This is a genomic window from Actinokineospora bangkokensis, assembly GCF_001940455.1.
Lineage (GTDB): Bacteria > Actinomycetota > Actinomycetes > Mycobacteriales > Pseudonocardiaceae > Actinokineospora > Actinokineospora bangkokensis.
In genome coordinates, this window is record NZ_MKQR01000016.1 from 396,964 (window position 1) to 413,825 (window position 16,862).

The following is a 16,862-nucleotide window of genomic DNA, read 5'->3' on the forward strand; positions in this document are numbered from 1 at the left end:
GGTCGGCTCGTGCGGTCGGTCAGGCGATGGGCGTGCGCGATTCGGCGGGTTCGCGGTGGGCGTTGTCCCGGAACTCCGAGGGGGAGCAGCCGTAGCGGGCTCGGAAGCAGCGGCTCAGGTGCGACTGGTCGGCGAACCCCCATCGGCTGGCGAGGTCGGCGAGCGGGCGGGTGGCCGCGGTGGCGGTCAACTCGCGGGCGCACCCCTCGACGCGCAGGGCGGTGACGGTCTTGCCGAAGCTGCGACCGCCCTCGTGGAAGAGCCGGTGGAGCTTGCGCACCGAGATGCCGAAGCGGGCGGTCACCTTCTCGGCGGTCAGCTTGGCGCCGGTGACGTTGGCGGCCAGGTAGCGGACGATGGCGGCCCGCAGCGCGGCGTCGAGGGTCGCGCGGGAGGTGTCGCGCAGCGCGTCGCTGCCGCCCGTGGCCGCGGCCAGGACCGAGCTGAAGGCGACGTCCGCGGCGTCCTTGGCGTGCGGGTCGAGCCCGTCGAGGTTCTGCCAGATGGACGTCATCGTCGAGGCGACGAGGTTCGCGGGGCCCGCCCGGCCCGCGTCGTGGGCGACGGCGGTGAAGCGGTGGGGGTCCGACAGCAGGGGGAGCAGTTGTGCCCGCGGCACGCGGAAGGAGAGCACGTGCCACTCCCGGGTCGCCTTGTCCGCGACGAAGTCGAGCCGGTACTCGCTCGTGGTGTCGAACAGCGCGAAGCCGCCCGGCGCGACCACGCACGTGCGGCCCCCTTGGCTGCCGACGCAGTGGCCGCTGAGCTGGAGGTTGACGAAGACCTGGTCGGAGGCGGTCCGGCGGACCTCGGCCGGGCCGTGGCTGATCAGCTGCGTCGTGGAGGTGACCTCGGCGCAGTTGGTCGCGGTCAGCGCGGACGAGCGGACCCAGCTGGCCATGCCCGGCTCGTCCGGGACCCGCCCGCGGCGGCCGCCCGCCTGCTCGGCGGCCAGCGGGGTGAACGCCTCGCAGATGACCTCGCGCCAGTAGCTGAACTGCTCGCCCACGGGCCGGTCCAGCGTGGTCCAGAACGGCAACGGGACCTCCATCTCGCCTCGGCCCTGGTGCAACCTCGGGTGCGGTGGGGGCGGCATCGGTGGATCGTCGCGACGACAGCGACGCGCACCCCGCGATGGCAGGCTGCTTCTCCTTGCGGGGAAGGTTTGCAGGCGGGGGTTGCGTGAGGATTACACGCAGGTCACGCGCGCAGCCCGGGAACCGCTCATCGCGCCGCAGTGCCACAACGGGGACTTCCCGGGGCGGCATGGCGGGTACCGAATCCCCTTGCACAGCTGGACATCCGGGTGTCGTGCGCATTCGTCCAACCCGTGGTGCAGTCCTGTCCAAGCCACCGGCGTCGGCACGGGCGAGCATTCCCCCGTCCCGGCGCACCACAGCGCACGGGTGTCGACCCGGAAGGTGGCACCGATGACCCTCGACTTCACGCTGGACGCGGATCAGCTGGCGCTCCGCATGCAGGCCAGGGAGTTCGCCAGCACCGTGCTGAGCGGTGTGGAGGAGGCGATCGCGCCGCTGTCCAAGCCCGAAGAGCGCTTCTACGCGCTGCGGCCGTTCTTCCAGCAGATGGTGGACGCAGGCTTCGTCAAGGCGCTCGTCCCCGGGGAGTACGGCGGCGCGCCGTTCACCTCGTTGCAGTTCGTCCTCGCGGTCGAGGAGATCGCGCGCGTCGACGTCAACGTCGCCTCGGCGGTGCTGGGCACCGGGCTGGGGCTGCACCCGATCGTGCACTTCGGGACCGAGGAGCAGAAGCGCCGCTTCCTGCCGCCGTTCTGCGGTTCTGACCCGAAGCTGGCCGCCATCGCCTACACGGAGGTCACCGGGGGCGCCAACTACGACTCGCCGGACCCGAAGGTGGGCGTGCAGACCTTCGCCAGGGTCGAGGGCGACGAGATCGTGCTGAACGGCTCGAAGCACTACACCACCAACGCCTCCGGCTGGGAGGGCGAGGGCGCCGACCTGATCAGCGTGGTCTGCCGCACCGACCCGGCCAAGCCGCCGCAGGAGTCGCTGGCGATCGTCGTGGTCGAGCGGGGCACCCCGGGCGTGGAGATCACCGGGATGATCGACACGATCGGGCACCGCGCCACCAACTCGCCCCGCGTCGAGTTCCGCGACGTGCGCGTCCCGATCGGCAACATGATCGGCCGGCCGGGCGACGGCATCGACATCGTCAAGAGCGCGTTCTCCTGGACGTGCGCACCGATCGGAGCCGCCTGCGTCGGCCGCATGCGGGCCGCGTTCGAGTACGCCTACGAGTTCGCCAGGACGGACAACCGCTCGGGCCCGCACCCGGTCATCGAGTACCAGAACGCGGGCTACATGCTGGCCGACATCAAGATGCGCATCGAGGCCGCCCGGTACCTGTCGTGGAAGGCCGCCGACCACTTCGACAAGACCGGCGGGAAGGACCGCGAGGCCGCCAACATGACCAAGGTCTACGCTTCGGAGCTGTCGGTCCAGACCGTCTACGACGCGATGCGGCTGGTCGGGGTCGACGGCTACGGCGACAAGACGCCGATCGCCGCGATCATGCAGGACGTCCTGTGCTTCCCGGTCTACGACGGCGGCAACATGGGCGTGCGGCGGCGCGCGCTGCACGAGATGTTCATGGAGCCCAGCTACGACCACCTCGCCGTGGCCGAGAACCGCCTCTCGACGGGGAGCTGAGCGGCCCGCGCGGCGGGCTTCCCGGGGGATGAGCCGGAAAGCCCGCCGTCGCGCCCGAGCCCGTCCCGCCTGCGGCCCGGTGGCGTTCCGCCGGGCAGGAGGCGCGGTTCGTGAACCATTTCCGTGCCTGCTTCGTTGGCAGAAGTGGTTCGCCGGCCGCCTACTCCCGCGTAGCCTCTGGTGCCGTGTCCCCTGAGCACCCCGTCTTCGACGAACCCGCTCTCCACTCCGGAGTCGCCGCGCACGCACCTCTCGCGCCCGCCGAGGACGCGGCCGTCGCTGCGTGGCGGGCGACGCTCCTGCGGCGCGCCAAGGTCCAGTTCTTCCTCCTCGTCCTGCTCGGCTCGGTCGCGGTGCTGGTCGGTGCCGGTTTCCTGCCCGCGGACACGCCGCCGGTCGTCACCCTGGGCGCGCGGGTCCTCGGCCTGGTCGTCGTCCTGGCCGGCGCCGTGGTCTTCCTCGTCCGGCAGAACAAGCGCGCGCTGCTGGTCGGGGACCACCAGCTCAGCGTGCTGGACCCGCTGAAGTGCCCGGTCACCCAGGACCAGTGGGACCTCGCGGTGGGCAGGGCGCGGTTCTGGCCGGTGGTCGCCCTGACGTGGGCGGTGGTCTTCGCGGGCTATGCGTACGGCTTGTGGCTGATGGACCCGTCCTGGGACCTGGTGCGGGGGTTGGGCGTCGCCGCGCTCCTCGGCGTCGGGGTTGGGCTCCTGGTCCGCGCCGCGCCTGCGCGGCTCGCCAAGAGCCACCAGGTCGTCCCCTACCCGGCCGTTCAGGCTGAGCGCCGCTGGATGGTCCCCTCCGACGCGGTGAAGTACACCCGCGTGGCCCGCAGGGGGATCGTCAACGCGGTGGTCCTGCTGCTCTTCTTCGCGGCGCTGGTGGCTGTTGTCGCGGTCGGCGACTCGCCTGCCACCGCCCCGTGGACCTTCCTGGCCTTCCCCCTGGTGGTCCTCTACTACTCCGTCCGGCGCTTCACCGCCACCCGCCGCTACTTCGGCACCGTCAGCTTCGCCCCGCCGGGCTACCCGGTCTGACGCCCGACCACGCCGAGCGCCGCGCCACCGCCGCGTGGAGGCGGTGAGGCGGCGTCAGCTCGGGTGGGCGGCGGAGGCGGTCAGGGGCAGCAGCCCTCGGGCTGGGCGGACTTGTCCACCTCGCCGGTCGTGTCGGGTTGGCAGCAGGTGGCCGGGGTGGCGAGCGCGGCGCTGTCGCTGCCGTAGGTCGCGGAGTCGGCCTTGACCGTGTAGACCTCCCACGGTTCCTGCCCGGGGCCGTGCACCCACACCTTGTCCTGGACGGCGTAGCAGCAGGTGGTGTCGTCCTCGGTGAGGGTGTCCAACCCCTCGCCGGTCAGGCGCTGGGTGGCCGCGTTGACCTGGTCGGTGGTCTCCACCTCGACGCCGAGGTGGTCCAGGGCGGTGGCCTGGCCGGGCTCACCTTCGAGCAGGACGAGCTTGAGCGGGGGCTCGGCGATGGCGAAGTTGGCGTACCCGGCGCGCAGCTTGGCGGGTTCGACGCCGAAGAGCTTGCTGTAGAAGTCGATCGAGGCGCGCAGGTCGCCCACGCGCAGCGCGAGCTGGACTCGGGACATGGCCACTCCCTCTGGATAGACGTTCGTCGATATGGTGACGCCGCCACCTTGCCCGGTTGCATCGAAGTCTGTCAACATAGACGCGTGTCGAAACAGATCCCGCTGAGCGCGGCGGACGCCTGCTGCTCGCCGCTGGCCCGCGCGCCGCTGACCGCCGAGCAGGCGGTGGACCTGGCGAAGCTGTTCAAGGCCCTGTCCGACCCGGTCCGCCTGCGCCTGCTGTCGTTGATCGCCTCGCACGAGGGGGGCGAGGCGTGCGTGTGCGACCTGGTCGAGGTGTTCGACCTGTCCCAACCCACGATCTCCCACCACCTGAAGGTGCTGCGCGAGTCCGGGCTGATCACGGGCGAGCGGCGGGGGACGTGGGTGTACTACCGGGTCCACCCGGAGGTGCTGTCGCGGCTGTCGGCGGTCCTGGTGCCGGGCGAGACCCCGGTGGTGACCGCGTGAGCACGGTCGGCGCGCGGGTCCCGGGCCGGTTGTCGACCCTGGACCGGCTGCTGCCGGTGTGGATCGGCGCGGCGATGCTCGCAGGGCTGGCGGCGGGCAGGGTGGTCCCCGGGTTGGCCGGTGCGCTGGACGCGGTGTCGGTGTCCGGGGTGTCGCTGCCGATCGCCCTGGGGCTGCTGGTCATGATGTACCCGGTGCTGGCCAAGGTCCGCTACGACCGGCTCGGCGCCGTCACCGGCGACCGGCGCCTGCTGTGGACCTCGCTGGTCGCCAACTGGGTGGTCGGCCCCGCGCTGATGTTCGCCCTGGCTTGGCTGCTGCTGCCCGACCTGCCCGAGTACCGCACCGGGCTGGTCATCGTCGGCCTGGCCCGCTGCATCGCGATGGTCGTCATCTGGAACGACCTCGCCTGCGGCGACCGCGAGGCCGCCGCCGTCCTGGTCGCCCTCAACTCGGTGTTCCAGGTCATCGCCTTCGGCGCCCTGGGCTGGTTCTACCTGTCCGCGCTGCCCGGCCTGCTCGGCCTGCCGCAGGCGGAACTGGCCGTGTCCGGTTGGCACGTCGCGGGCAGCGTCCTGGTCTTCCTGGGCATCCCCCTCGTCGCGGGCTACCTCACCCGCCGGCTGGGCGAACGCGCCCGCGGGCGGGAGTGGTACGAGGACCGGTTCCTGCCCCGCGTCGGCCCCATCGCCCTGTACGGGTTGCTGTTCACCATCGTGGTCCTGTTCGCCCTGCAAGGCGAGCAGATCACCAGCCGCCCCCTCGACGTCGTCCGCATCGCGCTGCCGCTGCTGGCCTACTTCGCGATCATGTGGGCCGGGTCCTACGCCCTCGGCCGCGCCGTCGGGCTGCCCTACGAGCGCACCACCACGTTGGCGTTCACGGCCGCGGGCAACAACTTCGAGCTCGCCATCGCCGTCGCCATCGCGACCTTCGGCGCCACCAGCGGCCAAGCGCTCGCCGGGGTCGTCGGCCCCCTCATCGAGGTCCCCGTCCTCGTCGGCCTCGTCCACGTCTCCCTCGCCCTGCGCGACCGCCACACCGCCCGTCAGGAGAACCGCTCGTGACCGCCGTCCCCGAGGTGCTGTTCGTCTGCGTCCACAACGCCGGGCGCTCCCAGATGGCCGCCGCGCTCCTGCACCACCACGCCGCGGGCGCCGTCACCGTCCGCTCCGCCGGGTCCGCCCCCGCCGACACCGTCAACCCCGCCGTCGTCGAGGTCATGGCCGAACTGGGGCTCGACCTCTCCCACGAGTTCCCCAAACCCCTGACCACCGACGCCGTGCGGGCCGCGGACGTGGTCATCACGATGGGCTGCGGTGACGCCTGCCCCTACTTCCCCGGCAAGCGCTACCTGGACTGGCAGCTCGACGACCCCGCCGGGCAGGGCGTCGACGCCGTGCGCCCCATCCGCGACGAGATCGACCGCCGCGTCCGCGCCCTGCTCACCGAACTCGCCCCCACCCGGAGCACCCGGTGACCCGCACCGCGCCGATGCTCCCCGAGCACGCCGATCAGGTGCTCGCGATCTACCAGGCGGGTCTCGACACCGGCAACGCCAGCTTCGAGACCACCGCGCCCGAGTGGGCCACGTGGGACGCCAACCACCTCGCGGACCACCGCCACGTCGCCCTCGACCGCGACGGGCACGTCCTCGGCTGGGTCGCCGCGGGCGCGGTGTCCTCCCGCTGCGTCTATGCCGGGGTCGTCGAGCACAGCGTCTACGTCGCCCACGCGGCCCGCGGCCGAGGGGTGGGCGGCCTCCTGCTGGACGCGCTCATCGCCTCCACCGAGGCGGCCGGGATCTGGACGCTGCAAAGCGGCGTGTTCCCGGAGAACCGCACCAGTCTGGCCCTGCACCGCCGCCACGGCTTCCGCGAGCAAGGCACCCGCGAGCGGATCGGTCAGCACCACGGCCGGTGGCGCGACGTCATCATGCTGGAGCGCCGCAGCGCCGTGGTGGGCGTCTGACCACCGCCCCTGGCTTGCTGGATCACGCCGCCGGGTTCCCCGGCCCAGGCGAAGGCCGCGATGGGATCGGTGAGGAAGGCGAGCAGAACCCTGGCCTTCAACCGTCGAGCTGGGCACTCGGCTGACTGTGGGCTGCCCCGGGAGCGGGCGCACCACGCGTCGCCAGGGGGCGAGCACCATCGCCGGGGTGCAGCCGCGCACGGGCGGGGAAGAGTCCTGCGCCTTCCCCGCCCGTGCGCGCTTCGGCTGATCAGGACACCGCGGGCATGCGGTCCTTCCACAGGTCCACCGGTCCCCAGCGGTCCGCGCCCTGGGTGCCGAGCATCCAGCCCGGGTACTCCGGCGGCAGTTCGCTGACCGCGTCGAGCCGCTGGACCTCGTCCTCGGTCAACTCGACGTCGACCGCGGCGAGGTTGTCCTCCAGTTGGGACAGGCGTCGGGCGCCGACGAGCACCGAGGTGACCGCGGGGCGGGTGAGGAGCCAGGCCAGGGCGATGCGGGCGGGGCTGCACCCGTGGGCCTCGGCGATGGGCCCCAGGACGTCCAGCACGTCCCACGCGCGGTCCTTGTCGACCACGGGGAAGTCGAACCCCGAACGCCGCGCACCCTCGGGGGACTGGTTGTCGCGGCTGAACTTGCCCGACAGCAGGCCGCCCGCGAGGGGGCTCCACACCAGCATGCCCAGGCCCTCCTCGCGCAGCAGCGGGAGGATCTCGCGCTCGACGTCACGGCCCGCGACGGAGTAGTAGGCCTGCACGGTGTTCAGCGGGGCGAGGCCGAGGCGCTGGGTGATGCCGAGCGCCTTCGCGATCCGCCAGGCCTGCCAGTTGGAGACGCCGACGTAGCGGACCTTGCCCTGGCGGACGAGGTCGTCGAGGGCGCGCAGCGTCTCCTCCAGCGGGGTCACCGCGTCGTGCGCGTGGACCTGGTAGAGGTCGATGTGGTCGGTCCCCAACCGGCGCAGGCTGGCCTCGACGGCGTCCATGACGTGCCCCCGCGAGGCGCCGACGTCGTTGCGGCCGGGGCCGGTGCGGCTGTACACCTTGGTCGCGAGGACGTACTCGTGGCGCGGGACCCCCAGTTCGCGCAACGCCCGCCCGAGCGTCGCCTCGCTCTCCCCGGCGGAGTAGACGTCGGCGGTGTCGAAGAAGTTGACCCCACCGTCCACAGCGGCCTTGACGAGCTCGTTGGCGCCCGCCTGGTCGACGTTGCCGATGTGCTCGTACACGCCGCTCGCGCCGCCGAAGGTCATCGTCCCCAGGCAGAGCTGCGAGACGATCAACCCGGTGTTCCCCAACGTCCCGTACTTCATCGCACTTCCTCTCTCACCGTGGTCTTCCGGCTGCCTGACGACCACGGTAGGGAGGCGGCGACCTCCCAGGGAGGGTGCGGAACACCCACCCTGGGACGCCTGCCCCGGTCAAGCGTCCGCGCTCGTGCGGAGGTGTTCGAGGTGGTCCCAGAGGTCCCGCTCCCGCTCGGGGTCGTAGGACTCCGCGGACGACGGGACGACCCTGGTGCGGTCGACGTAGGCACCGGACGGCGCGACAACGCGGCCGAGGACGGCGTCCGCGAGCTTGCGGCCCGCAGCGGCCGGGGTGTCGGCGAGCGGGGTGAGCGCGAGAGGGGCGCTCAACCACCTCATCATGAACCGGCCCACGGCCCCTGCGTCGCGGGACAGGCCGGTGCGCGGGACGAGGCCGGGGTTGTAGGAGGCGATGGTGGTGCCCGGTGGGAGCCGCCTGGCCCACTCGTGGACCAGGTGGATCGCGGCGAGCTTGCTGGTGGTGTAGGCGGTCCTGCCCGCGGTGGCCGAGCCGGGGTCGGGGAACGCTCCGGGCCGCGCCAGCACCGCGGGCGCCGCCCACCGGGGAGGCGGCATGGTGCCGCCGCTGTGCCGGAAGTCCCCGAAGTGGGTGTCGCTGACGGTGACCAGCACTCGGGCGGGCGCCCTCATCAGCGGGACCAAGCCCGCGATCAGCAGGTGATTGGCGAGGACGTTGACGGCGAACGTCGTCTCGTGGCCGTCCGCGGTGGTGTGCAGGGCGTCGTCGAGCGAGACGCCCGCGTTGCCCGCGAACCCGGCGAGCGGTGGCAGCTCCCCACCCGCGACGAAGGTGCGGATCGCGTCGACGGCCGACGCGGTGCTCGCCCGGCTCGCCAGGTCCGCCTCGACCAGCGTGACCCGCGGCCCGCGCAGCCCCTTCCCCGGCTCCCCGCGGGCGAGCACCACCAGGTGCAGGCGCGGTTCCCGGCGCAGCAGCTCGCTCGGCGCGTGGGAAGACCTCACGCGGCGCATCCACGACATCGCCGCCCGGTCCGTGGAGAGCCCGGCGGCGGCCCTGCGCGCGGCGATCGACGAGTTCGTCGGCATCGCCCGCACCAGGCCCAGCCTCTACCGCCTGATGCTGGACCGCGCCCCGTTCGGGGACAACGCCTCCGACGTCGGCGCGCGCTCGCAGGACGTCTTCCACACCCTCGTCGCCCGCGTGGTCCCGGCGGAGCGGGCCCGGCCGTTCGCCGGTCTGGTCTTGGCGGCCGCCCACGGCATCGCCGACCTCGAAGCGGGCGGCCGGCTCGACCCGCGCAAGTGCGACGCGGACGGCGACGCGCTCATCGACCTGCTGATCGCGACCCTGCCCACCCGCTGACCCGCACCGCGCGCGGCATCACCGAGTCCTCTGTGGAGGACTGCACCCCGATGCCGTCGAACTCAGCAGATCCTCCGCCGCCTCGGCCCGAACGCTAGGTGTGGGTGGGCAACGCGTGGGAGAGCGCCTCGACGGTCACGCCCACAATGGCCCGCAGTTGCGCCGGGCTGGCCCCGCCCCTGCTCATCACGGCGAGGGACTGGTTCACCGCTGCCGCGTGCTCCGCGAAGTCCTCGGCGTGCTGGTCGGCCAACCGGCTCGCCTTCAGCGCCGCGCGCAGACGCTTGCGCTGGGCGCCGAGCGCGTCCTTCGCGCGCGCGGCGACATCCTCGGTGAGCACGGGGATGGCCAGTGCCGATTGGGCGATCAGACACCCATCGGGCAGTGCGGGGTCTGCGATGCGGTCGAGGGTGACCTGGAAGAACGCGCGGACAGCGGCGAGGGGGTCCGAGGCCGCGCACGACAGGGCGGCGTCGTACTTCTCGCCGTAGCGCGTGGCGTAGCGGTCCAGGCAGCGCAGGAAGAGCGCGTCCTTGCCGCCGAACGTGGAGTAGAGGGAGCTGCGGTTCAGGCCGGTCACGCGGCACAGGTCGTCCACCGAGGTGGCGGCGTGGCCTGCGCGCCAGAACCGCGTCATCGCCGCGTCGAGCGCCGCGTCCACGTCGAACTGCTTCCTGCCTGCCACGGGGCACTCCTCGTCGGTGCGTCGCCCTCGCGGGCCGAGTCGTGCGCCATCCTATCTTGAACTGATCGTTCCAAGATGTGTTAGCGTCTCCCGGCACCCGAGCGCCGTGGAGGACCACCGTGACCAGCGCCCCGCCCGTCCGCGACCTGCCCGACCTGCTTCTGCACGACCTGGAGGGGTTCACCCACCGCTGGGTCGACGCGGACGGCGTCCGCCTGCACGCCGTCGAGGGCGGCAGGCCGGACGGCCCGGTGGTGGTGCTGCTCGCGGGGTTCCCGCAGACCTGGTGGGCTTGGCGGGGCGTGATGACCCGCCTGGCAGGCCGGTGCCGCGTCATCGCGCTCGACCTGCCGGGGCAGGGCCACTCCGAGCGCCCGGAGGGCAGCTACGACACGCACACCGTCGCCGCGCGCGTCGACGCGGCGGTGCGGGCCCTCGACGTGTCGGACTACTGGCTGGCGGGCCACGACGTCGGCGCGTGGGTGGCGTTCTCCCTGGCGCTCGGCTTCGCGGACCGGCTGCACGGGGTCGCGCTCCTGGACGCCGGGATCCCCGGCATCACCCTCCCGGACGCGGTCCCCACGGACCCGGACCGGGCGTGGAAGACCTGGCACTTCGCGTTCCACCTCGTCCCCGACCTGCCCGAGGTGCTCCTCGCGGGCCGCGAGCGGGAGTACGTCGGCTGGTTCCTGGAGGCGAAGTCCCACTCCCCCGGCACCTTCGACGACGCCGAGCTGGACCACTACGCGGCGGCCGTCGCCGCCGAGGGCGGCCTGCGCGCCTCCCTCGCCTACTACCGGCACGCCGCGGAGTCGGCGCGCAGGAACCACGAGGCGCTGGACCGGCGGCACGTGCGGGTGCCCGTCCTCGGGATCTCCAGCAGCCACGGGTCCATCCCGGACATGGCGGCGTCCCTGCGCCCCTGGGCCGACGACGTCACCGGGGTGGTCGTGCCCGACGCCGGGCACTTCATCCCCGACGAGCAGCCCGACGCCGTCGCCGCTGCCCTGGCCCGCTTCGTCCTCGGCGGGTGACACCGGCAGCGGGCGCGGGACACCAACCGGTCCGCTCAGAACTTGCCGCTGGCCATCACGCGCCGTGCGATGGAGAGGCCGAGGCGCCTGGGCAGCAGCCTGCCGAACAGGAACGCGACCAGCGCGTTGGCCCTGCCGTCGATGACCGCCGGGCTGGTGCCGGACAGGGCGCGCAGGACGGTGGCGGCGACGGCGTCGGCGCTGCGCGACCCGCGGGGGTTCATCGGCGTCTCGGTGGGACCGGGGCTGACCGCCACCACCCGGACCCCGGTGTCGCGGATCTCGGCCCACAGCGCCTGGGTGAACGAGAGGACGTAGGCCTTCGTCGCCGCGTACACCGCCAGGTACGGCGCGGGCAGGTACCCCCCGGTGCTGGCGACGTTGACGACGGCCCCGTGGCCGCGGGCGACCATCGCGGGCACCAGGAGCGCGGTGAGCTCGGTCAACGCGGTGACGTTGAGGTCGATCATGGACCGGAACCGGGCCGGGTCGCCGTCGAGCACCGGGCCGCCGTCGCTGACACCGGCGTTGTTGACCAGCACCTCCACCTCGACCCCCGCGTCGGCCAACTCCTTGACCAGCCGCGTGGGCGCGGCGGCGGCGGCGAGGTCGAGCGGGAAGGTGCGCACGGTCACCCCGTGGTCGCGGGTCAGCCGGGCGGCCAGGTCGTCGAGCTTGTCGGCGCTGCGGGCGACCAGGGCGAGGTGCGCGCCGGAGGCGGCCAGGCGCTCGGCGGTGGCCGCCCCGATGCCCGTGGAGGCGCCGGTGACGAGGGCGAACGTGTCGCGCAAGCGAGCTTTCGTGGTCATGATCCCCACGCTAAACCTTGACGTCAGTGTCAAGGTCAAGGTGAACTGGGGCCCATGCGGATCGGGGAGTTGAGCAGGGCGACCGGGGTCAGCACCCGGGCGCTGCGCTACTACGAGCAGCAGGGCCTGCTGCGCAGCGAGCGCCAGCCCAACGGGTACCGCGAGTACGCCCCCGAGTCGGCCGAGGTGGTCGCGTTCGTCCAGGACATGTTCCACGCCGGGCTGTCCTCCGACGTGATCCGCGACATCCTGCCCTGCGCCGGGGGTGAGCGCCCACGTGGCGACTGCGCGGCGCTGCTGACGCGCGTCCGGCAGGTCCGCGACGAACTCGTGCAGCAGGAGCACCGCATCGCTGAGCGCCGCAAGCGGTTGGACACCTACCTCGCCGAGGGCTACGAGGGGCTTGCGACCTTCCCGTCCAGCCTGGACGCCTCAGCGGGCGGGGTGGACCAGGCGGTCGACGGCGGCGACGATCGCGGCGCGGTGGTCAGCGACCCGCTGGGGGTCGGCGGGGTCTGAGCCGTCCGCGCGCAGCAGCCCGGTCGGGGTCAGGTACCAGGCCTGGGCGAGGGCGTAGACGAAGACCAGCAGGTCGACCGCCGTCAGCGGGGCGCTGTCGACGCCTGACACCGCCGTGGTCTTGGCGACGTAGCTCTCCACCGGCTCCGCGGCGGCCTCCGGGCGTTCGAGGTGCGCCCACATGGTGATGCGCAGGGTCGTGGGCTCGCGGCGGTGGTAGTCGAACAGCTCGCCCGCCCACGCGGGCAGGTCGTCGACCCGGGGCGGGACGGCGGCCGCCATCGACTCGACCGCGCCCGCGACGGCGGCGTCGAAGAGGCCGTCCTTGCCGCTGAAGTAGGCGTAGATCATCCGCACGTTGGTCCCGGCCTCGCGCACGATGCGGTCGACGCGCCCCCCGGCGTAGCCGTGCTCGGCGAACTCGGCCGTCGCGGCGCGCAGGATGCGCGCCTTGGTCGCGTGGGCGTCGCGCGGGGACATGCGGCCTCCAGGTGGTGCGGGGTCCTTTGACACGGGATCGAACCCTGCCCTAGTCTAAAGTAAGTAACGACTTACTTACTTGCGGGGCGAGGACGCCCCCGCGCGGCTCCCCCCGCCGAGGGCGAAGGGCCCCGCTCCCGCACTCACCCGACCTGTCGGAGGACGAACCCATGCACCAGCGCATCCTCGGCTCACAAGGGCTCACCAGCTCCGCTCTCGGCTACGGGGCCATGGGCATCTCCACGGCCTACGGCACCGGCAGCGGGTCCGACGGCGCCGCCGCCATCCGCGCCGCCGTCGACGCGGGCATCACCCACTTCGACACCGCCGAGCTCTACGGGTTCGGGGACAACGAGCGGGTCGTGGGGGCCGCCCTCGCCCCCGTCCGCGACCAGGTGGTGATCGCCACCAAGTTCGGGTTCACCCGCGACTTCGGGTTCGACAGCCGCCCCGAGCACATCCGCGAGGTCGTGCGCAACAGCCTGCGCTTCCTGGGCACCGACCGGATCGACCTGCTCTACCAGCACCGGGTGGACCCGACCGTGCCGATCGAGGACGTCGCGGGGACGGTGGGCGAACTCGTCCAGGCGGGCGACGTGGCCTACTTCGGCCTCAGCGAGGCGGGCGAGGGCACCCTGCGGCGCGCCCACGCCGTCCACCCCGTCTCGGTGATGCAGATGGAGTTCTCCCTGTTCGAGCGGGACGTGGAGCGGCTGCGCGGCGCCATGGCCGACCTGGGCGTCGGCCTCGTCGCCTACTCGCCGCTCGGGCGCGGGTTCCTCACCGGCACGGCCAAGCCCGCGGCGCAGTACGAGCCGGAGGACATGCGCACCTCCGACCCGCGCTGGCAGCCGGGGAACTTCGAGAAGAACGTCGCCGCCGTCGCCCAGCTCGCCGACCTCGCCCGGTCCCTGGGCGTCACGATCAGCCAGCTCGCCCTGGCCTGGGTGCTCGCGCAGGGCGAGCAGGTCGTGCCCATCCCCGGCAGCCGCAACCCGGAGCGGGTGGTGGAGAACGCGCGCGCGGCCGACCTGCGGCTGGAACCCGACGTCCTCCAGCGCATCGCCGAGATCCTGCCCACCGGCGGGTACGGCGCGCGCTACGTCGACGAGCACATGCCGACCTGGCAGTGACCCGGCACGGCGGGAGTGACGACGTCGAGCACTGCGCGCGGGCGTGAGCCTCGGAGGAACCGGGTAGGGGTCGCGACTGGATAGGCTGCGGGGATGGAGCTTTCCCGGGAGTTCGCCTGGCGGGGCAGGACGGTCGCGTGGGAGCGCGTCGGGACGGGGCCCGCGGTCGTGCTGTGCCACGGCACCCCCTGGTCGTCGTGGTTGTGGTCGCGCTTCGCCGAGGCGCTGGGCAGGGAGCACGCGGTGTACGTCTGGGACATGCCCGGCTACGGGAAGTCCTCCAAGGACCCCGATCACCCGGTGGACCTGGGCGTGCAGGGAGAGCTCTTCGCGGATCTCCTCCAGCACTGGGGACTCGACGCCCCGCACGTCATCGCCCATGACTACGGCGGCGCCGTGTCGCTGCGCGCGGCGTTGCTGCACGGTGCCGCCTACTCCTCGCTGGCCTTGGTGGACGTCGTCGCGCTCCGCCCCTGGGGTTCGGAGTTCTTCCGCCTGGTCGCCGCCAACGCCGAGGTGTTCGCCGCGCTCCCGCCCGCGGTGCACCGGGGTGCGCTGGAGGCCTACATCGGCACCGCCAGCCACCGCGGCCTGCGCCCCGACGACTTGGCCGAGCTGACCGGCCCCTGGCTCACCGACGAGGGGCAGCAGGCCTTCTACCGGCAGATCGCCCAAGCCGACGAGCGCTTCACCGCCGACCTGGAGGACCACCTCCACGACCTGCGGATCCCGGTCCACATCATCTGGGGCGATCAGGACACCTGGATCCCCCCGGACCGCGCCCACCGCCTCGCCGGCGCCATCCCCGGCGCCACCGTGGAGGTCATCGGGGGCGCGGGCCACCTGATCCACCTGGACGCACCGGTGGAGTTGGCGACCGCTCTCACCCGCTGGCTGACCCGCAACACCTGACCTCGGCGCGGGCGGGATGGGGAAGGACGGATCTGTGGGGCGTGAGCGGTGGCCGGGTGAGTTGGGCGCGTTCCTCCGGGCCCGCAGGGAGTCGCTGGACCCCTCGGCGGTCGGTGTCGTCGTCGAGCGGGGGCGGCGGGTGGCGGGTCTTCGGCGGAGCGAGGTCGCCGCACGGGCGGCGATCAGCCTGGACTACTACACGCGGATCGAGCAGGGTCGGATCGCCGTGTCGGAGCCGGTCCTGGAGGCCGTGGCCAAGGCACTGCGCCTCACCGACGGGGAACGGCACTACGCGGCGACACTCGCGGGCCACAGCGGTCCGCGTGCGCCGGGGCGCGTGCCGCCGGTGGCGTCGGCTGCGCTCGTGCGGCTGCTCGACGACCTGGGCCTGTTCCCCGCGGTGGTCCTCGGCCCCGGCACCGAGGTCATTGCCTGGAACGCCCAGGCCGCTGCGCTGTTCACCGACTTCGGCGCCCTGCCGCCGCACGAGCGGTCCCTCGTGCGGCTGGTGTTCCTCGACCCCGACATCCGCGCGCGGCACCTCGACTGGCCGCAGGCGGCACGGCAGCAGGTCGCCGCCCTGCGCTACGACAGCGCCTGCCGGCCCGATGACCCCGCGCTGCTCGCCACCATCGCGGAGCTGCGTGAGCGCGACGTCGACTTCCGCCGCTGGTGGGACGAACACCGCGTCGAGGGTCGCCCTGGCGGACCCACCGGATACCGCCACGACCACGCGGGCGAGCTGTGGCTCGACCGGGACGTCCTGGTGCGCCCCGACGACCCGACCCAGAAGTTGCTGACCTTGACCGCCCCTCCCGGCAGCCCGTCCGCGGCCGGGCTCCGCCGTCTCCAGCGGGTTTCCGCTGAGGGGGGATGATTCTCTCCCCCTCTCGACCGGAATGGTCGCTCGGCGCCACCGGGTTGTGCAGGGCGTGAAAGCGATCGGATTGCATGAATTCGGCGGGCCGGACGTCCTGCGGGTCCTGGAACTCCCCGAGCCCCGAGCAGGCCGCGGCGAGGTGCGCATCCGGGTGCACGCGGCCGCGGTCAACGCCACCGATGCGTTGCTGCGCATCGGCGGCCACGCGGTGCGCATGCCGGGGGTGGAACCGCCGTTCATCCCCGGCATGGACGCCGCGGGCGTCATCGACGACCTCGGCCCGGACGTCGCGCCCCGGCTCAGCGCGGGGCAGGAGGTCATCGCGATCGTGCCGTTCACCGGGCGCCACGGCGGCGCGTACGCCGAACAGGTCGTGGTGCCTGCGGCGAGCGTCGTGGCCGCACCCAGCGGGATCCCGCTCACCGCGGCGTCCACGGTTCCGATGAACGCGCTGACCGCGCGGCTGGCCTTGGACACGCTCGCACTGCCCCGAGGCGCCCACCTCGCCATCACCGGGGCCGCGGGCGCTGTCGGCGGTTACGCGGTGCAGCTCGCGCGGGCGGACGGGCTCACCGTCCTCGCGGACGCCGCACCGCACGACCGGGACTTCGTGGCCGGTCTCGGCGCCCACCACGTCGTCGAGCGCGGCCCGGGTGTCGCCGCGCGACTGCGGGACCTCGCGCCTGAGGGCGTCCCGGGCCTCATCGACGGTTCGGTGCAGACCAGCGAACTGCTGCCCGCCCTCGCTGACGGCGGGACGCTGGTCGAACTCCGCGGCTGGGGCGGCCCGGCCGAGCGCGGCATCCGGGTGCGCCCGATCATGACCTCTGATGTCTGGACCGACACCGGCGCCCTCGACACCCTCGCCCGCCAGGTCGAAGCCGGGGTGCTGACCCCGCGCGTCCACGCCGTGCTCCGACCGGAACAGGCCGCGCACGCCCACCGCCTCCTCGCCGCGGGCGGGTTGCGCGGACGCGTGGTCCTGGACTTCTCCTGACGCACGACGGGTGCTCGGCCGGGGCGACTGCGCCGAGGCAGGGGCTCCGAGCGCCCT

The 16,862-nt window shown here is 73.1% G+C and carries 20 protein-coding genes; 13 read left to right on the forward strand and 7 right to left on the reverse strand.

The genetic code is table 11. The features are described from left to right. Window positions 1-19: 19 nt before the first annotated feature. On the reverse strand, window positions 20-1,051 hold the full coding sequence (locus tag BJP25_RS16335) for a helix-turn-helix domain-containing protein (protein WP_075975758.1): 1,032 nt from the start codon (window positions 1,049-1,051) through the stop codon (window positions 20-22). Between the two features lie 379 nt (window positions 1,052-1,430). Here BJP25_RS16335 and BJP25_RS16340 point away from each other — a divergent pair, with 379 nt between their 5' ends. Together BJP25_RS16340 and BJP25_RS16345 are read left to right on the forward strand one after the other, a co-directional pair. Next, window positions 1,431-2,690: an acyl-CoA dehydrogenase family protein gene (locus tag BJP25_RS16340; RefSeq protein ID WP_075975759.1), complete on the forward strand. Its 1,260-nt coding sequence runs from the start codon at window positions 1,431-1,433 to the stop codon at window positions 2,688-2,690. 185 nt (window positions 2,691-2,875) lie between these two features. Continuing rightward, window positions 2,876-3,727, forward strand: coding sequence for a hypothetical protein (locus BJP25_RS16345; protein ID WP_075975760.1), 852 nt, complete (start codon window positions 2,876-2,878; stop codon window positions 3,725-3,727). Between the two features lie 80 nt (window positions 3,728-3,807). Here BJP25_RS16345 and BJP25_RS16350 read toward each other — a convergent pair whose 3' ends face one another. Next, window positions 3,808-4,284 carry an ArsI/CadI family heavy metal resistance metalloenzyme gene (locus tag BJP25_RS16350; RefSeq protein ID WP_075975761.1) on the reverse strand — a complete coding sequence of 159 codons (477 nt, stop codon included), beginning with the start codon at window positions 4,282-4,284 and terminating at the stop codon, window positions 3,808-3,810. Window positions 4,285-4,368: 84 nt separating this feature from the next. Here BJP25_RS16350 and BJP25_RS16355 point away from each other — a divergent pair, with 84 nt between their 5' ends. From BJP25_RS16355 to BJP25_RS16370, 4 genes are read left to right on the forward strand one after another with little or no spacing between them, the layout of a single operon-like run. Beyond that, entirely contained in the window at window positions 4,369-4,734 is a 366-nt protein-coding gene (locus BJP25_RS16355) for an ArsR/SmtB family transcription factor (RefSeq protein ID WP_075975762.1), read from the forward strand. Further along, the gene (gene arsB, locus BJP25_RS16360) at window positions 4,731-5,801 is read left to right on the forward strand and encodes an ACR3 family arsenite efflux transporter (protein WP_075975763.1); all 1,071 of its coding nucleotides are present in this window, start codon (window positions 4,731-4,733) and stop codon (window positions 5,799-5,801) included. The genes BJP25_RS16355 and arsB overlap by 4 nt, the downstream gene beginning before the upstream one ends. Continuing rightward, window positions 5,798-6,214, forward strand: a complete 417-nt coding sequence (locus BJP25_RS16365; RefSeq protein ID WP_075975764.1) for an arsenate reductase ArsC — start codon at window positions 5,798-5,800, stop codon at window positions 6,212-6,214. The genes arsB and BJP25_RS16365 overlap by 4 nt, the downstream gene beginning before the upstream one ends. Further along, window positions 6,211-6,705 (forward strand): GNAT family N-acetyltransferase, encoded by a 495-nt coding sequence (locus tag BJP25_RS16370; RefSeq protein WP_233158100.1) that lies wholly within the window; start codon window positions 6,211-6,213, stop codon window positions 6,703-6,705. The genes BJP25_RS16365 and BJP25_RS16370 overlap by 4 nt, the downstream gene beginning before the upstream one ends. A 250-nt stretch (window positions 6,706-6,955) precedes the next feature. On the opposite strand, the gene BJP25_RS16375 is transcribed toward BJP25_RS16370, so the two are convergent. Further along, window positions 6,956-8,017, reverse strand: a complete 1,062-nt coding sequence (locus tag BJP25_RS16375; protein WP_075975765.1) for an aldo/keto reductase — start codon at window positions 8,015-8,017, stop codon at window positions 6,956-6,958. 108 nt (window positions 8,018-8,125) lie between these two features. Further along, window positions 8,126-9,004, reverse strand: coding sequence for a Rossmann-fold NAD(P)-binding domain-containing protein (locus tag BJP25_RS16380; RefSeq protein WP_408607153.1), 879 nt, complete (start codon window positions 9,002-9,004; stop codon window positions 8,126-8,128). Between the two features lie 22 nt (window positions 9,005-9,026). Here BJP25_RS16380 and BJP25_RS16385 point away from each other — a divergent pair, with 22 nt between their 5' ends. After that, window positions 9,027-9,356, forward strand: coding sequence for a TetR-like C-terminal domain-containing protein (locus BJP25_RS16385; RefSeq protein WP_075975766.1), 330 nt, complete (start codon window positions 9,027-9,029; stop codon window positions 9,354-9,356). A 94-nt stretch (window positions 9,357-9,450) separates the two neighbouring features. Here BJP25_RS16385 and BJP25_RS16390 read toward each other — a convergent pair whose 3' ends face one another. Then, window positions 9,451-10,041 carry a TetR/AcrR family transcriptional regulator gene (locus BJP25_RS16390; protein WP_075975767.1) on the reverse strand — a complete coding sequence of 197 codons (591 nt, stop codon included), beginning with the start codon at window positions 10,039-10,041 and terminating at the stop codon, window positions 9,451-9,453. Between the two features lie 119 nt (window positions 10,042-10,160). Between BJP25_RS16390 and BJP25_RS16395 the strand changes: the two genes are divergently transcribed. After that, on the forward strand, window positions 10,161-11,075 hold the full coding sequence (locus BJP25_RS16395; RefSeq protein WP_075975768.1) for an alpha/beta fold hydrolase: 915 nt from the start codon (window positions 10,161-10,163) through the stop codon (window positions 11,073-11,075). 35 nt (window positions 11,076-11,110) lie between these two features. Here the strand turns inward: BJP25_RS16395 and BJP25_RS16400 are convergent, their stop codons facing one another. Beyond that, window positions 11,111-11,884, reverse strand: coding sequence for an SDR family NAD(P)-dependent oxidoreductase (locus tag BJP25_RS16400; RefSeq protein ID WP_075975900.1), 774 nt, complete (start codon window positions 11,882-11,884; stop codon window positions 11,111-11,113). Between the two features lie 54 nt (window positions 11,885-11,938). Here BJP25_RS16400 and BJP25_RS16405 point away from each other — a divergent pair, with 54 nt between their 5' ends. Further along, window positions 11,939-12,403 carry a MerR family transcriptional regulator gene (locus BJP25_RS16405; RefSeq protein WP_084794067.1) on the forward strand — a complete coding sequence of 155 codons (465 nt, stop codon included), beginning with the start codon at window positions 11,939-11,941 and terminating at the stop codon, window positions 12,401-12,403. Here the strand turns inward: BJP25_RS16405 and BJP25_RS16410 are convergent. Beyond that, complete coding sequence (locus tag BJP25_RS16410) at window positions 12,317-12,883, reverse strand: TetR family transcriptional regulator (RefSeq protein ID WP_075975769.1); 567 nt, start codon at window positions 12,881-12,883, stop codon at window positions 12,317-12,319. The two genes, BJP25_RS16405 and BJP25_RS16410, sit on opposite strands and share 87 nt — an antisense overlap. A 170-nt stretch (window positions 12,884-13,053) precedes the next feature. Between BJP25_RS16410 and BJP25_RS16415 the strand changes: the two genes are divergently transcribed. The 4 genes from BJP25_RS16415 to BJP25_RS16430 all read left to right on the forward strand — a co-directional run bounded on the left by BJP25_RS16415 (window position 13,054) and on the right by BJP25_RS16430 (window position 16,805). Next, the gene (locus tag BJP25_RS16415; RefSeq protein ID WP_075975770.1) at window positions 13,054-14,016 is read left to right on the forward strand and encodes an aldo/keto reductase; all 963 of its coding nucleotides are present in this window, start codon (window positions 13,054-13,056) and stop codon (window positions 14,014-14,016) included. Window positions 14,017-14,109: 93 nt separating this feature from the next. Next, complete coding sequence (locus BJP25_RS16420) at window positions 14,110-14,928, forward strand: alpha/beta fold hydrolase (RefSeq protein ID WP_075975771.1); 819 nt, start codon at window positions 14,110-14,112, stop codon at window positions 14,926-14,928. A 34-nt stretch (window positions 14,929-14,962) separates the two neighbouring features. Beyond that, the gene (locus BJP25_RS16425) at window positions 14,963-15,805 is read left to right on the forward strand and encodes a helix-turn-helix domain-containing protein (RefSeq protein ID WP_198943521.1); all 843 of its coding nucleotides are present in this window, start codon (window positions 14,963-14,965) and stop codon (window positions 15,803-15,805) included. A 55-nt stretch (window positions 15,806-15,860) separates the two neighbouring features. After that, window positions 15,861-16,805, forward strand: a complete 945-nt coding sequence (locus BJP25_RS16430) for an alcohol dehydrogenase catalytic domain-containing protein (protein ID WP_075975773.1) — start codon at window positions 15,861-15,863, stop codon at window positions 16,803-16,805. Window positions 16,806-16,862 lie beyond the last annotated feature (57 nt).